Below are 13,222 nucleotides of genomic sequence, written 5' to 3'. Positions count from 1 at the left end.
TTCATTGGCGTATAGCCAGACTATTGATTTTCCTACTCTTCCGTCTTAATAAAACGATAGCCTACGCCGCGGATTGTCTTGATACAGGAACCGCCGTTTTCTCCCAGCTTTTGCCGGAGCGTACGGATATGCATGTCCAGGGTTCTGGTCTCCCCATCGTAATCATACCCCCAGATGTGGTTTAAAAGCTCATCTCTGGTGACGACCTTATTATGGTTCTCCATTAAATACTGTAAAAGCTCAAACTCTTTTAGGGTCAGTTCAACCTTAACGCCGTCACAATAGACTTCTCTTGTTTTTTTATTTAAACTTAAACAATATTGATTCAGTTCGTTAGTGTTTGCCTCTCCCCTGGAGCTGCGCCGTAAAAGACTTCGGATTCTGGCAGCCAGCTCCATGACTCCAAATGGCTTGGTCATATAGTCGTCGGCTCCGCCATCAAGTCCTGCCACCTTATCAAACTCCCTGTCTTTTGCGGTCAGAATAAGAACGGGAATATCTTTTAAAGACTCATTTTTCCGAATCCTGCGAATGGCTGTCAGTCCGTCCATACCTGGAAGCATCAGATCAAACACAGCCAGTGCCGGTTTATCTGATTCAATATGCCTCAAAGCTTCCTCCGCCATCTCAAAAGCAGATACTTCATAGCCAAAACCTTCCAGGGCAATTTTAATTAAATCCCTGATGTTGTCATCGTCTTCAATTACATAGATACGTTCCATATATTCTCCTTTCCTTTATCCTGCCCAAGCTTTTTGGGCATAGAGGTATGCCCGCAGGGCGTTCTTATTTCCTGCCCACGTTTTCTGTTACATTTCATCCCTCACATAACCTGCAATATTGTGAGCGTGGTCTGAAATACGTTCCAGATTGCTCAGTGCATCCAAAAAGATGACTCCGTTTTCCGGCTTACATGTCTGAGCGGATAAACGTTCGATATGACGTTCTCTTAATTCTTCTTCAAGGCTGTCCACACGTTCTTCGCTTTGAATCACTGCACGGACCTCTGTCATGTCTCCAGTTTCCCTGGCTTTTATGGCATGCTCCAGAGAGGAACGAACCTCTTTTATCATTTCCTTGATTTCATTTTCTGCTTCTTTTGAAAAAATAATGTTCCGGTTGGATTTTTCTATTGCCAGCTCGGATAAGTTCTCACAGTGATCGCTGACCCGCTCAAAGTCACTGATTGTATAAAATAAGTTTTTAACTAGAAGGTGCTGTTCCTCATTTAAAGACTGGTTATTAAGTTTTATCAAATAATCAGTGAGAATCTTTTCATAATCATTGATTTTCTGTTCCATTTTTTCCACAAGCTTTGCTTCTGCTCTGTTGTTGCCAAGAAGAGCCGCAGCTGCAAGATCCAAGTTTTCCATGGCAGCATTTCCCATGCTCACAACTTCATGGTTCACATTTTCAATGGCAAAGGAAGGGGTCTCTAAAATTCTTTCATCCAGATGACGTTTCATCGGGGAATCAGAATCTGCAGTTGACTCTTTCTGATCTTCCCGTACAAGCAGCCCGGAAGCCTTAACTAAAAGCCCGGCAAAGGGGAATAAAATAATAGTGTTGCTCACATTAAATATGGTATGGAAGATGGATATTCCCACACTGCTGATTCGAGAAGCTGCAAAAACCGGATTCAGCTTAAACACTACAAACATGATGCATCCGAAAATAACAGCACCGACCACATTAAAAAGGAGATGAATGACAGCCGCCCGCTTTGCGGTTTTATTCGCGCTCAAACTGGAAAGCAGAGCAGTCACACAGGTACCGATATTCTGTCCTAACGTGATAAATATGGCAGACTGCCAGTTTACGATGCCGTTAAGAGCCAGTGTCTGCAAAATTCCTACAGAGGCTGAGGAACTCTGAATGATGCCGGTAACAACAAGGCCTGCTAAAATTCCAAGAAGAGGATTTTTACCTAAAACGGCAAAGGCCTGGCTGAAAATAGGCGCGTTCCGGTAAGGCGTAATGGAGTCTGACATAAAGGAAAGCCCTATAAACAGCACACCAAAACCAACCAGAATTTCCCCAACCTGTTTTTTCTTCCCGCTTCCGGTAAAAAGGCTTAAAACAGCGCCTACGCCTACCAGTGCAGGAGCAAAAAACTCGGGTTTCATCATCTCTCCCCATTCACTCATGGATACGATCCAGCTGGTGACGGTTGTTCCGATATTAGCACCCATAATAATACCAACGGCTTGTTGCAGATTGATGATCCCAGCATTTACAAATCCTACCACCATGACTGTGGTCGCCGAGCTGCTCTGGATGATGGCGGTAATACCAGTTCCCAAAAGCACACCCATGAGCCTGTTGCTGGTAAGGACCCCTAAAAGCTGCTGCATTTTATGCCCTGCTGATTTTTGCAGCCCATCAGCCATAGCGTCCATTCCATAAAGGAACATACCCAGTCCCCCGATGAATTTAAATAGCATTTGTATTTCTGTGATTGACATAGCATCCTCCGTTTTTTCATGATAATACATTTTTGTAAATACCATATCAAATCTATGTAAAGTAAAATGCACATAAATGTAAAATTTATGTAAAATTTTGTCTTAATGTAAAATTTCCTTATAAACCCGAAGGACATTTCCATAAAAGACTGCCTCAATTTCACTTTCTGAAAACCCCTCTTTTTTCATATACGCTTCTAAAAGGGGCAGGTCTTCCGGAGATTTCATCTCTAAATTCCCCCCAATGCCGTCAAAATCGGATCCAAGCCCAATGCATTGGATGCCTCCCACCTTTTTCATATGCTTCATATGTAAAACCATATCTTCCACCCGGCTTAAGGCTCCTTCCCCCTTCTTCCAGTCATGAAGAAAATCGGCACAATAATTGATTCCGGTGACACCGCCCCGTTCCGAAAGCTTTTTTATCATTTCATCCGTTAAGTTTCTTGGATTAGAAGCAATGGTCCTGGCATTGGAATGGCTTGCCACAAATGGTTTTTCTGTATACCGGAACACATCTTCTATCCCGGCATCTGACAAATGGGACACATCGATTACCATTCCCAGCCGTTCCATCTCCTGAACGAACTCGATTCCCTTTTCCGTAAGCCCATACTCCATCTCCGGTTCAAAAAAGGCTTCTCCGTTTTCCTCCCAGATCCGGTTGGGATGCGCCAGCTCATTTTTATAGTTCCACGTAAGCGTCGCCATGCGGACTCCCAGCCGGTAAAAATTTCTTAAGAATGCCAGTTCTCCCTGACAGACGCCACCTTCCTCTATGGTAAGCATGGCAGACATTTTCCCATTCTTCCGGTTTTCTTCAATATCCTTATAGCCTTTTACAATGCCAATAATATCCTCATATTTTTCCAGTTCCGTATAAAAGAGGTCAACAAGCTTCATGCAATATTCAAACGGACGCTCATGCACAGCGAGATTTATATATAAGGCAAAGTTCTGTAAGCAATAATCTCCTTTTTTCATGCGCTCCAAGTCAATATGACAGTCGTTTTTTAGGATGGAAAAGACCTTTCCCTCTTCCTTCCGGTAATAAAGTTCTGAAATGGTATCACAATGCATATCAACAACCTTCATAATTTCTTTCCTTTCTCATGATCCACTGAATTTACACTACGCAAAAGGAGCAGCCCAAATATGAGCTACTCCTTTGGTAACTATGCAAATAGTATCACCTATATGACATATTTGCAAGAAAATGTTCGATTTTTACTCGCTGCGCAAAGCGTCGATTGGGTTTAAATCAGCAGCCCTTCTGGCAGGCATATAGCCAAATAAAAGGCCGATCCCTACGGATACACTGAAGGATACCATAACGGCGCCAGGCGTTGGAGTGGCATTCATTCCCATGGCAGATCCGATGATGGTAGTTGCCACGGAGCCCACCAGAATACCCACAACCCCGCCAAGAGAGCTGGTAACTGCGGCCTCTATGACAAACTGCTGCATGATGTTGCGTTTTTTTGCCCCCAGCGCCTTCCTGATTCCGATTTCTCTGGTACGTTCCGTTACGGACACCAGCATGATATTCATGACTCCAACTCCGGCAACTAAAAGGGAGATCCCGGCGATTCCGCCAAGCATCATGGACATCATGGACATCATGGAATTTAGGGAGTTTAAAAGCTCACTCATTGCATTAATCCGGTATAAGTCCTCATCTTTGAAAATCCCATAAAGAAAGCTGTTGATGGCCTCTTTGGCCTCTACGGAATGGTCCATGTCGGCGGTGGCAAAGACATAGCTGTTTATGTCTGCAGTGTTGTTTAACTTGGCGGCACTGCTGTAGGGGAGGTACAAAACGTCGTCTGAACCGCCGGCCTTAAGCTCATCTTCATCTTGTCTGGATACCACACCAATAATCTGGTAGGCATAACCGTTTATTTTTATGGTCTGGCCAATGGCTTTTTCTGCTCCTCCATATAATTCCCAGGCCACATAATAACCTGCAACACAAACCTTTTGTCTGGACAGGACATCGGAGTATTGGAGGAACCGCCCTGAATCCAGGGTCTGATCCTTCATATCCAGATATTCCTCACTGACACCGGATACCGTAGTATTGGTCAGGGATTCCGTACCGTTTTTTAAGGTAGCGGACAAGGAAACCTTTGGCGTCATCTGAGAAAAAAGATTTTTGTTGTCTTCATAAAACTGATACATCTGATCCACGGTTACGGACCTGGATGAAAGATTGGTTACGTTCACATTGATCTGGTTGGTTCCCATGCTGGTAAATTGTTCCGTCATATAAGACATTTGTCCGTTTACAAGACTCACCAGAATGATGACCGATGCCACGCCGATAATGATTCCAAGCATGGTGAGAAAGGATCGCATCTTATTGCCCCAGATGCTTTTTAAAGCCATTTTAAAGGATTGCAGAATATTCATTTACGTCTCCATCGAAATTAATCTTACCATCGTGTACCCGGATCACCCGCCTGGCTTCCTTTGCAATGGCGCTGTCATGGGTGATCATCACGATGGTATTCCCTTCATCGTTCAGCTTTTTCAAGAAATTTAGAACTTCCCGGCTGGTTTTTGAATCCAGAGCCCCCGTAGGCTCATCGGCCAGAATCAGGGAGGGATCTCCTGCCAGCGCCCTTGCAATGGAAACCCTCTGCTGCTGGCCTCCGGAAAGCTGGTTGGGAAAATTTTTCCACTTTTCCGCCAGGCCAACCCGTTCCAGAGAAGCCATGGCCCGTTTGTTCCGTTCATTGGTTCCTACCCCTGCATATAACAGGGGCAGTTCCACATTCTCAAGAAGATTCAGTCTGGGAAGCAGATTGTACTGCTGGAAGATAAAGCCAATCATCTTATTCCGGATCCCGGCCAGCTGGTTATCCGACATCCTGCCCACGTCCTCACCGCCCAGAAGATATTCTCCTGACGTGGGGACATCCAGTGCGCCGATAATATTCATAAGCGTGGATTTTCCGCTTCCCGACTTTCCTACAATAGCCACGAATTCCCCGTGGTAAATGGTCAAAGACACGCCGTTGTTTGCACGGACCTCCTCCTCTCCCATCTGGTATACTTTATAGATATCCTTTAATTCAATCAAGGTATTTTTCAAGCTATTTAACCTCCTTGCGGCCCTTATGGCTGACGGACGCCGCTGCCGGAACCTCCGCCGCTGCCTGCACTGCGGTTTCCACTGCCGGAGCCACCGCCTTCACTGCGGTACCTGACTCCAGAACCGGAGCCTGAGCCGCCTGGGCCTACATTTATGCCACCCATGCCTCCCGGCAACACAACATTCATTGAAGTGCCTACAGTAGTTTGTGCAACGTAAACCTCCTGATTCTCTTCCAATCCGCTGGTAATTTCCACATAATCATCATTGATCAGGCCTGTGGTAACTTCTACCGCCCGAAAGCCTGCCGGAATGTTCCCCTGGGGCTCCTTCACCGAATCATCCTTAACATAGACCTGATTTCCCCGCATCAGTGCATCGGCCGGTACGGCAAGGACATCGGCCGCTTTATCCAGAATGATCACTCCATCTACGTTCATGCCGGGGAGAAGCTCATCCATGCCATCGTTTAATGTGATAGTAACCGGATAATTGGTAACCCCGTTGGAAGTAGAGCTTTCCAGGCTTACATTGGTAACTGTACCGGAAAAGGTTTTACCAGGTACGGCATCGGCAGTAATATTCACCTCCTGGCCTACTTTCACAGACTTGACATCTAATTCATCCACAGACATTTTAAACGTATAACCGGACATATCGTATATGACTGCCAGGGTTGTGCTTCCGCTGGAGCTTTTGGTGATCTTATCTCCTGCCTTTACGGTTTTTGTAATGACCTTTCCGGATATAGGTGCGGTAATGGTATAGTTATCATAAGTATTCTCGGTACTCTCCAGTTTGCTTTTTGCTCCTTCCAGAGTTTCCTGGGCCTTTTCCATCGTATCTTTATAAGTGCGAAGCAGTTTATCCGCAGACTTACTTTCCATGGTAAATAGAGGAGTTCCCTTCGCTACATAATCACCTTCATGCACCAGCAGGGTTCCTACCTCCACGTTGGAGGATAAATCCGCTTTCATGGTTGATTCAAGCTTAGGCTCAAATGTTGCTTCCGCACTGCACACGTAATCGCCTATCGCTGCCGTAGCCGGGGTATCCGTAGTAAGACCGCCTGGATTTGTAACTTCAATGGTAACATAACGAACGATACGCCCACCTGTTAAGGTTACATCCATATTGCTGACAGAAGTGACTGAGCCCTGGATCTGCTCTCCCGTATCGGTAAGGGTCAGAACCGCCGCCTGTCCGGCCGCGATCTGGGCTGCCTCCCCGGAAAGGAACGGAAGCTTGATCTTCATGGTTTTATCATCATAAATAGAGGCAATTTCCGTATTGTTTCCTACTTTGTCTCCTTCTTTAATGGAAAGCGATTTTATGTACCCGCTCTCTGTGGATTTATAGGTATTTCCGCTGTAATCACCTAAAGCAGAATTATAATCATCCAGCGCAGTCTGATAATTTTCCTGGGCTCTCGACAGGGAATTATTCACCGATGTCATCTCCGATTCCATGGATGACGTATCGATCTGGTAAAGGATCTGCCCCTTTTCTACCTCGTCTCCCTCTTCAAAATCTGCTGCAATGACTTCCCCTTCCACCAAAGAGGTTATATCATAGGTATTCTGAGGAGAAATGGTTCCAGAGGAGGATAGTTCAGAAACAATGTCCTGCTTTGTAACTTTAGCAGTTCTTACGCTTTTTGCTTCGGCGGATGCTTCCTTTGACTTTTTAAAGCTTGACGCCGCCACCACTCCTGCCAGCACCGCAAGGATTATGATAAGAAGGATCAAAACCTTTTTTCCTTTTATCCCACCTTTTCTTTTTTCTTTTGAAAATAATTTCTGAATGATTTTTTTCATTCCGGCTTCTCCTGTTAATCTTCTATTCTATATAATCAATGACAGTCCGGGTTTCATTTCCTTCCTGATCTACAGACAGAGTATAGACCAGATTCACGGTATCACCTACTCGAAGGTCCCCATAGGAAGAAAATGCAAACTTCATCTCAGTGCTGGTAAGCTCGTAGGTGTTGCCGTCATCCAGTATGATTGCTCCAGGTGTCATTAAATCCGCAGAATCATAGACAACGTTAGTGATTTCTCCAAATACAGCGGAACGTCCGTTTTCATTTTCGTTTCCAATGGTATAAAGCCACACGGTTTTAGAAATGGTATGGTAATATACCAGAACTCCGTCTTCGCTTTCCAGGGAAACATCAATTGCATTACTGGAATTATTAACAGGTTCTCCATCAAGATAAATATTGGCATCGCTAAGCTTAAAGGGCAGAATGGATTTGAGCCTGCTGCTGCTTTTTGCAATCTTCGGTCCCTTGATGCTGTTATCGACCATGGAAAACGGATCGATCTCCCCGTCACTGGTCAATTCGCAGTTTAAGCTTTTTCCAAACATGGTTCCGGACTTCGTATCTGTTTTTAACAGATTATAAAACAGGTTGATGCAATCTTCTTTATTTAAGACTTCCAAAGCCTCTTTATTCAGATTTTCATCCAATTCCAGAAAATGATATTTGGAAAGTCTGGAACCGGTCTGGTCACCAGTAAAATCAGAATTTGCATAACCCAAAAGTCCTAAAACTCCTTTTACCCCTTCCTGAAGTGTTATAGAATCGTCCGGTTTAAAATTTCCTCCTAAATATCCGTTCATCCACCCCTGTTCCGCTGCAATCCTGATTTGGGCTGCATATTCATGATTTCTTGGAACATCGGCAAATACGGAAGTGTTACTGGTCTTGCCGGCCGTGCTTCGATAGGAGGATGCATTTACCAGCATGCTGGCAAATTCTCCACGCGTCACCGACAGATTTAAGTTCCCGGTGTTCATAATTCCTGAAATTCCGACTACCTTTTTTCTTAAATCAAAACTGCTTGATGCCTCTGTTATCATAGGGCTGACTGCCGTCGCGGCCATTACAAAAGCCAGGGAAGCCGCTATTTTACGTCCGTTCATCCGGTTTCTCCTCTCATCATTTAAATCTGAAGCTTATTTTAACAGGCGCATATGTCTGTTTTGTGACAGTAAGCTGAAATTAAACTGAAACTTGGTTTTTTTGATGAAAAGTTCCTTGTATTCTTTATATCCTGGCAGAATCAGGCTATGTTATTTCAGCTTATTTTAAGCTTAATTTATTATGATTAGCATAACTAAGGAAAAATTTTCTAAATTGCCGCGGTATTTGCCAAATGAAAATGCGAACATATTCGTAAGTCTCTTTGCCCGCGTAAAATGTAAGATTGCCTAACCGGCAGTCTCAGCTTATAATAGATGTCAACAGGTTCATAATAATAAATATAGGAGAATCGAATCATGAAGGTATTGATTGTAGAAGACGAAGTAAGACTGGCCGATGCTTTGGGACAGATTATGAAGGAACAACATTACCAGGCTGATATTGTGTATAATGGAACTGACGGTTTGTCCTGCGGTCTTTCTGGGGAATATGACGTCATTGTTTTAGATGTCATGCTGCCGGGGGAAAATGGATTTCAAGTGGTTAAAAAGCTTAGAGAGGCTCGCATCCAGACTCCTGTTCTCTTGCTGACCGCACGGGATGACATTCAGGATAAGGTAACCGGACTTGACCGGGGAGCTGATGACTATATGACAAAGCCCTTTATTCCGGAAGAGCTGTTAGCCCGCATCCGGGCTCTTTCCCGCCGCCAGGGAGAAGTGATCATAGAAGAAATGAAATTCGGGGACTTGACACTTACTCTCTCTGCCAATGATTTATGCTGCGGCACCAAATCCATTCATCTTGGGTATAAGGAATTTGAAGTGTTAAAGATCCTTATGAGCAATTCCGGCAGGATCGTTTCAAAGGAAACTCTCATCTCAAGGGTATGGGGAAGTGATTCTGACGCAGAGGACAACAATGTTGAGGCTTATATTTCCTTTTTACGTAAAAAGCTGAATTTTGTGGGTTCAAGTGTGGAAATCAGCACTCTCCGTAAGGTCGGATACCGCTTGGAGGAAACAACATGATAAAGAAATTAAGAAGACGGTTTGTTTTGGTTAACATGATTTTTGTAATAACCATTCTTTCCGCAGTCCTTGGCATCTTTTATTACGCCAATTATAAACGCATCGAACGGCAGACCGTCATGGCTCTTTACCAGGCTGCCGACCGGAACCTGCCGGACCGTTTGCCGGATAAGGTGGAAATCACCCGCAGGCCTCAAAGGAATCTGCCGCCTCTTGTCCCCGTTTTCGTGGTTAAATTAAACAACCTTAACTCCATAGAAAACATTAGGGAAAACAATCTCACGGTTACCAGGGAGCTGGCTTCTACCCTGGTGGAGCTTGCAAAAGCCAATGACTCTTCCCAGGGGGAACTTAAGGATTATTCCCTTCGTTATCTTAAAATCACCTCTATAGAGGGTACGAAAATAGCATTTGCAGACCAAAGATATGAACGGAATAATTTAAAAACCCTTCTGATCAATTGTCTGCTGGTCTTTCTTGCGGCGGTTTTTCTTTTTTTGATCCTGAGTATTTTCCTTTCCCGTCTGGCATTAAGGCCTGTGGAAACCGCATGGCGGATGCAAAACCAGTTCATTGCCGATGCTTCCCATGAACTAAAGACACCTCTTACCGTAATCCTGGCCAATTTACAGATCCTTTCCCTCCACAAGGAATGCACCATCATGGATCAGCAGAAATGGCTGAACAACACAAAAGAAGAAGCTGAACGCATGAAAAAGCTTGTGGAAGAACTGCTCTTTTTGGCCCGCTCCGATACTGGGGCCGTCCAGGCCTCCCAGATGGCAATGGCTCCTCTTGATTTCAGTGACATCGTATTAAACGGAGTCCTGCTTTTTGAATCCGTTGCCTTTGAAAATAAGGTGAACCTGGAAAATAAAATTGATCCCGGCATTATCCTGGAAGGCTTTGAAGTCCAGCTAAAGCAGGTAATCACCATCCTGCTGGACAATGCCTGCAAATACGCAGGAAAGCATGGTTCCGTCTCTGTCAGCTTAAAGAAATCTTCCCATTATGCCGTCTTGACTGTTCAAAATACGGGAGATCCTATTCCTGAAAAGGAGCAAAACCATGTATTCGAACGATTTTACCGGACGGATGAATCGAGGGCCCGCAAGGAAGGTGGCTATGGACTTGGTCTTTCCATCGCAAAGACCATTGTTGACCACCATAAAGGAAAGATCAGCCTGACAAGCAGTCTTGAAACAGGAACCATTTTCACTGTCAGCCTTCCCCTTCCTCCCCGTCAGTATTTAAACAAAATTTAAAAAGGGAGCAATTGCAGGTTTTTACCCCAATTGCTCCCTTCTCTTATTTATTTTGAAACTGCTATCCCATGATCCTCAATCCGCTTTCTGATATCAAGCATTCTCTCGTCGGTCTGAGCGATCACGTCTGCACACTCCCGCAGTTCTTCACTGATTTCCTGGGAGTACTCTTCCACTTCTTTTTTATATTTTAATTGGTGATCCAGGCTGGCCCAGAAATCCATGGCAATGGTACGGATCTGGACTTCTGCCCTCATCCATTTCTTCTGATCGGAAAAGAACACAGGGATCTCTACGATCATATGATAGCTGCGGTACCCATTCTTTTTAGGGTGGCGGATGTAATCCTTAATTGCAATGATATGCACATCATCCTGGCGGGCCAGCATATCTGCCACCGCATAAATATCATCAAGGAACGAGCAGATCACACGGATTCCTGCAACATCATCCAGATTTTCCATCATGGATTCTAAGGAAACCGGCAGCCCTCTGCGCTGCAGCTTTTCCACAATGCTGATAGGCTTTTTTACTCTTGATTTGACCATTTCAATTGGGTTTCTGGAGTTCCTTACTGACAGTTCGTCGTTTAAAACCTCCAGCTTTGTCTTGATCTCCCGAATGGCACAGGTATACATCATCATAGCTTCCTGAAACTGATATGCCTGCTTCATAAGCGGGTCCGGAACCTGAACCAGATTGGGAACATTCACAATGGACTGGTTCAATTCACTATTGGGGTTCATGCTAATATTCATTCTTATCCCTCGAAACGTACATTAAGCTTTCTCTGCTGCCGAAACTGCCTCATTAAGCCAGTTCACCTCTAAATACTCAACCGTACCGCCATCCACTGCGGCTGCGATCTTTGGATCAATGGGAATTTTAGCCAGAACGGTAAGGCCGTTCGCTTTAGCAGCTTCATCAACGCGGCTCTCCCCAAATACAGAAATCTGTTTACCACAATCCGGGCAAATCAAGTAACTCATATTTTCCACCAGACCCAAAATCGGTATATTCATCTTTTTCGCCATATTTACCGCTTTTTCAACAATCATGGTAACCAGCTCCTGAGGAGAAGTAACAATGATGATTCCGTCCACAGGGAGGGACTGGAATACGGTTAAGGGCACATCTCCGGTTCCCGGAGGCATATCTACGAACATGTAGTCAACATTATCCCATAGGGCATCCTGCCAAAACTGTTTCACTGCTCCTGCAATGACCGGACCTCTCCAGATGACGGGATCCGTCTCATGATCCAGGATTAAATTCGCTGACATCACTTCAATTCCTGTAGCCGTGGTAGCCGGGATCATAAGGCCATTAGGCGTCATGCCCACGCCGTAATCGGAAAGGCCAAAGGCTTTTGGAATGGATGGGCCGGTGATATCCGCATCCAGGATTGCCGTTTTATAACCTTTCCCGTTCATGCCTACAGCCATCAGGGACGTTACCAGGGATTTACCCACACCGCCCTTTCCGCTTACAACGCCGATTACCTTTTTTACTGTGCTGGCAGGGTTAAGGGGTTCTAAAAAGCTTACCTGTTCCTCCCGGCTGCCGCAGTTTTCCTTGCAGGTATTGCAATTATGAGTACAGTTTACTTCACTCATTGGTTATTCCTCCTATGAATAGTAGTCTAATATATGAAAGACGGCTTTTTTTAAGCCATCTGTTTCTATCGAATCCGTAATATAGCCGGCAGCGCTCTTTACCTCGTCAGAGGCATTTCCCATGGCAATTCCAAGGCCTGCGCCGGTTATCATGGAAATATCATTATTGCCGTCGCCTATGGCGGCCATCTCACCGGCAGTAAAGCCGTAATGCTCTGCCATCTTCATAATCCCGTTCCACTTGCTTCCGCCTGCGGGAATTACATCACAGCCCATCTCGTCATGCCAGCGTATGAATTCGCAGCCGCAGAGATACTTCTTTAACTTCTGCTCCATGTCGTATGAAATGTAAGGTATTATCTGGTATATACGCTGATTTCTGGCTCGTTTTACATTTAAAACCGGAGGAATACTGGTTCCGATATCCGCCTGGACCTTTTCCACAATATGATTCACCATATTGATATACATGCGGTCCCCTTCCATGAACATGCATGGAAATGGCTCCTCCTCCAGAAACATTAAAGTCCGCTCTACTTCCCCAGGATCTATGGGCAGATCATAAATGATCCTGTCTCCGCAATAGCAATACTGGCCGTTTAGCGTCACATATCCGTCAAATGGAATTCCCTCCAAAAGGTTTTCTTCTTCCATTTCAAGCTTATGGCGCCCCGTTGCAATAAACAGCAGGACTCCTGCTCTTCTGGCTTCCAAAAGTGCCTCTTTTGCGCTGTTCGGAATCCGTTTTGTTTGAAAATCCCGAAGTGTACCATCAATATCAAAAAAAATGGCCTTTATCTTCTTCTCCACTTATCCATC

Annotated in this window: 12 protein-coding genes; 2 read left to right on the top strand and 10 right to left on the bottom strand. The window is 44.8% G+C overall.

What is annotated here, in order from left to right; genetic code table 11:
• Window positions 1-32: 32 nt before the first annotated feature.
• From ACHZES_RS01920 to ACHZES_RS01890, 7 genes are all read right to left on the bottom strand, one after another.
• Entirely contained in the window at window positions 33-722 is a 690-nt protein-coding gene (locus ACHZES_RS01920) for a response regulator transcription factor (RefSeq protein ID WP_089995935.1), read from the bottom strand.
• Window positions 723-809: 87 nt separating this feature from the next.
• Window positions 810-2,465: a Na/Pi cotransporter family protein gene (locus ACHZES_RS01915; protein WP_395548563.1), complete on the bottom strand. Its 1,656-nt coding sequence runs from the start codon at window positions 2,463-2,465 to the stop codon at window positions 810-812.
• A gap of 102 nt (window positions 2,466-2,567) precedes the next feature.
• Window positions 2,568-3,560 (bottom strand): dipeptidase, encoded by a 993-nt coding sequence (locus ACHZES_RS01910; protein WP_154520717.1) that lies wholly within the window; start codon window positions 3,558-3,560, stop codon window positions 2,568-2,570.
• Between the two features lie 132 nt (window positions 3,561-3,692).
• Window positions 3,693-4,871: an ABC transporter permease gene (locus ACHZES_RS01905; RefSeq protein WP_038283175.1), complete on the bottom strand. Its 1,179-nt coding sequence runs from the start codon at window positions 4,869-4,871 to the stop codon at window positions 3,693-3,695.
• Window positions 4,855-5,514 (bottom strand): ABC transporter ATP-binding protein, encoded by a 660-nt coding sequence (locus ACHZES_RS01900; RefSeq protein ID WP_084719731.1) that lies wholly within the window; start codon window positions 5,512-5,514, stop codon window positions 4,855-4,857. Before ACHZES_RS01900 ends, ACHZES_RS01905 begins: the two co-directional genes overlap by 17 nt.
• Before the next feature lie 71 nt (window positions 5,515-5,585).
• Window positions 5,586-7,379, bottom strand: coding sequence for an HlyD family efflux transporter periplasmic adaptor subunit (locus ACHZES_RS01895; protein ID WP_395548564.1), 1,794 nt, complete (start codon window positions 7,377-7,379; stop codon window positions 5,586-5,588).
• Window positions 7,380-7,401: 22 nt separating this feature from the next.
• Window positions 7,402-8,490: an S-layer homology domain-containing protein gene (locus ACHZES_RS01890; RefSeq protein ID WP_038283030.1), complete on the bottom strand. Its 1,089-nt coding sequence runs from the start codon at window positions 8,488-8,490 to the stop codon at window positions 7,402-7,404.
• Between the two features lie 357 nt (window positions 8,491-8,847).
• On the opposite strand from ACHZES_RS01890, the gene ACHZES_RS01885 reads away from it, so the two are divergent.
• Together ACHZES_RS01885 and ACHZES_RS01880 are read left to right on the top strand one after the other, a co-directional pair.
• Window positions 8,848-9,522 carry a response regulator transcription factor gene (locus ACHZES_RS01885; RefSeq protein ID WP_395548565.1) on the top strand — a complete coding sequence of 225 codons (675 nt, stop codon included), beginning with the start codon at window positions 8,848-8,850 and terminating at the stop codon, window positions 9,520-9,522.
• Entirely contained in the window at window positions 9,519-10,787 is a 1,269-nt protein-coding gene (locus tag ACHZES_RS01880; RefSeq protein ID WP_038283032.1) for a cell wall metabolism sensor histidine kinase WalK, read from the top strand. The genes ACHZES_RS01885 and ACHZES_RS01880 overlap by 4 nt, the downstream gene beginning before the upstream one ends.
• 47 nt (window positions 10,788-10,834) lie before the next feature.
• Here ACHZES_RS01880 and ACHZES_RS01875 read toward each other — a convergent pair whose 3' ends face one another.
• From ACHZES_RS01875 to ACHZES_RS01865, 3 genes are read right to left on the bottom strand one after another with little or no spacing between them, the layout of a single operon-like run.
• Window positions 10,835-11,545, bottom strand: a complete 711-nt coding sequence (locus tag ACHZES_RS01875; protein WP_038283034.1) for a GTP pyrophosphokinase family protein — start codon at window positions 11,543-11,545, stop codon at window positions 10,835-10,837.
• 21 nt (window positions 11,546-11,566) lie between these two features.
• Complete coding sequence (locus tag ACHZES_RS01870) at window positions 11,567-12,403, bottom strand: Mrp/NBP35 family ATP-binding protein (RefSeq protein WP_038283035.1); 837 nt, start codon at window positions 12,401-12,403, stop codon at window positions 11,567-11,569.
• A 12-nt stretch (window positions 12,404-12,415) separates the two neighbouring features.
• Entirely contained in the window at window positions 12,416-13,213 is a 798-nt protein-coding gene (locus ACHZES_RS01865) for a Cof-type HAD-IIB family hydrolase (protein WP_353655082.1), read from the bottom strand.
• Window positions 13,214-13,222: the final 9 nt, after the last annotated feature.

This window comes from Lacrimispora sanguinis, assembly GCF_044987295.1.
Classification (GTDB): Bacteria; Bacillota; Clostridia; order Lachnospirales; family Lachnospiraceae; genus Lacrimispora; species Lacrimispora celerecrescens_B.
The sequence above is the reverse complement of the archived record's forward strand: the minus strand, read 5'-3'. Positions and strand labels throughout refer to the sequence as shown.

Excerpts from the sequence above, each read along its gene's own strand:
- ACHZES_RS01875 (WP_038283034.1), bottom strand. The coding sequence starts at position 11,545 with ATGAATATTAGCATGAACCCCAATAGTGAATTGAACCAGTCCATTGTG.
- ACHZES_RS01895 (WP_395548564.1), bottom strand. The coding sequence starts at position 7,379 with ATGAAAAAAATCATTCAGAAATTATTTTCAAAAGAAAAAAGAAAAGGT.
- ACHZES_RS01910 (WP_154520717.1), bottom strand. The coding sequence starts at position 3,560 with ATGAAGGTTGTTGATATGCATTGTGATACCATTTCAGAACTTTATTAC.
- ACHZES_RS01915 (WP_395548563.1), bottom strand. The coding sequence starts at position 2,465 with ATGTCAATCACAGAAATACAAATGCTATTTAAATTCATCGGGGGACTG.
- ACHZES_RS01890 (WP_038283030.1), bottom strand. The coding sequence starts at position 8,490 with ATGAACGGACGTAAAATAGCGGCTTCCCTGGCTTTTGTAATGGCCGCG.
- ACHZES_RS01880 (WP_038283032.1), top strand. The coding sequence starts at position 9,519 with ATGATAAAGAAATTAAGAAGACGGTTTGTTTTGGTTAACATGATTTTT.
- ACHZES_RS01900 (WP_084719731.1), bottom strand. The coding sequence starts at position 5,514 with ATGGGAGAGGAGGAGGTCCGTGCAAACAACGGCGTGTCTTTGACCATT.
- ACHZES_RS01920 (WP_089995935.1), bottom strand. The coding sequence starts at position 722 with ATGGAACGTATCTATGTAATTGAAGACGATGACAACATCAGGGATTTA.
- ACHZES_RS01870 (WP_038283035.1), bottom strand. The coding sequence starts at position 12,403 with ATGAGTGAAGTAAACTGTACTCATAATTGCAATACCTGCAAGGAAAAC.
- ACHZES_RS01885 (WP_395548565.1), top strand. The coding sequence starts at position 8,848 with ATGAAGGTATTGATTGTAGAAGACGAAGTAAGACTGGCCGATGCTTTG.